This window comes from Klenkia sp. PcliD-1-E, from assembly GCF_024124375.1.
Lineage (GTDB): Bacteria > Actinomycetota > Actinomycetes > Mycobacteriales > Geodermatophilaceae > Klenkia.
Genome location: NZ_JAMXRZ010000262.1, coordinates 1 through 1,005 on the forward strand (window position 1 = coordinate 1; position 1,005 = coordinate 1,005).

Annotated in this window: 1 protein-coding gene and 1 pseudogene; both read left to right on the forward strand. The window is 78.8% G+C overall.

Annotated elements, in window-relative coordinates; all coding sequences use genetic code 11:
• Nucleotides 1-193: pseudogene (locus NH342_RS23050) on the forward strand (protein translocase subunit SecF); the annotation flags it as partial.
• Complete coding sequence (locus NH342_RS23055) at nt 190-777, forward strand: adenine phosphoribosyltransferase (RefSeq protein WP_253018720.1); 588 nt, start codon at nt 190-192, stop codon at nt 775-777. The pseudogene NH342_RS23050 and the gene NH342_RS23055, both read left to right, overlap by 4 nt.
• Nucleotides 778-1,005: the final 228 nt, after the last annotated feature.

Consider the following 1,005-nt stretch of genomic DNA (forward strand, 5'->3'; position numbering starts at 1 on the left):
ACCCGCCGGCCCCGTCGCGACCGCGCGGCGGGCCCGCCGGGCGCCGTCGTCGGTGGCGGTGGCCGAGCGCGACGAGCTGCCCGAGCGCCCCGAGGCCGTCGAGCAGGTCGAGTCCCCGGCCTCGGTGACCCGCACGCTGGCTGCGCCCAAGCCGGGTGCGCGCCCGCAGCGGCCACGCGGCAAGCGCCGGTGACGCAGCCGTCGTCGGGGGAGCCCCCGCTCGACGAGCTGATCGCCTCCATCGCCGTCGACGTCCCCGACTTCCCCGAGCCCGGGGTCGTCTTCCGTGACCTGACCCCCGTCTTCGCCGACGCCGTCGCCTTCCGCCGGGTCGTGGACGGCCTCGCCGCGCCGGTCCTCACCGACCCCCGGGTCGCCGCGTTGCGCACCGGCGACGGCGACCCGGGCTTCGACGTCGTCGCCGGCGTCGAGGCCCGCGGGTTCCTGCTGGCCGCGGCGGTCGCGCTGGCCGCGGGCACCGGCGTCGTCCCCGTGCGCAAGGCCGGGAAGCTGCCGCGGGAGCGGGTCAGCGCGGACTACGCGCTGGAGTACGGCACCGCCACCCTCGAGCTGCACACCGACTCCCTGGTGCCCGGCCAGCGGGTGCTCCTCGTGGACGACGTGCTGGCCACCGGCGGCACGCTGCGCGCCGCGGTCGGCCTGGTCGAGCAGCTGGGCGCGGTGGTCAGCGCCGTCGCGGTGGTGGTGGAGCTGCCCGCGCTGGGCGGCCGGCAGGTCCTCGCCCCGCACAGCGTGCACGCGCTCTGGACCACCTGACGCAGCTCACCCTCCCGAGCGGTCCACCCGTCCCGGTGCGTGGCTAGCATGGACGGGGTCCCGACCGGTCGGACGACAGGAGTGGCCATGGCATCCGAGGTGGTGGCCCCCCGCGCTGCCGAGCAGCCGGCCGCCGTCCCGGACGCGGACACCCCCCGCGCGGCGCTGCCCGAGCGCCCCGCGCTGCAGACGCCCGACGCCCCGGCCGGTGCGCCGGCCACCGAGCCC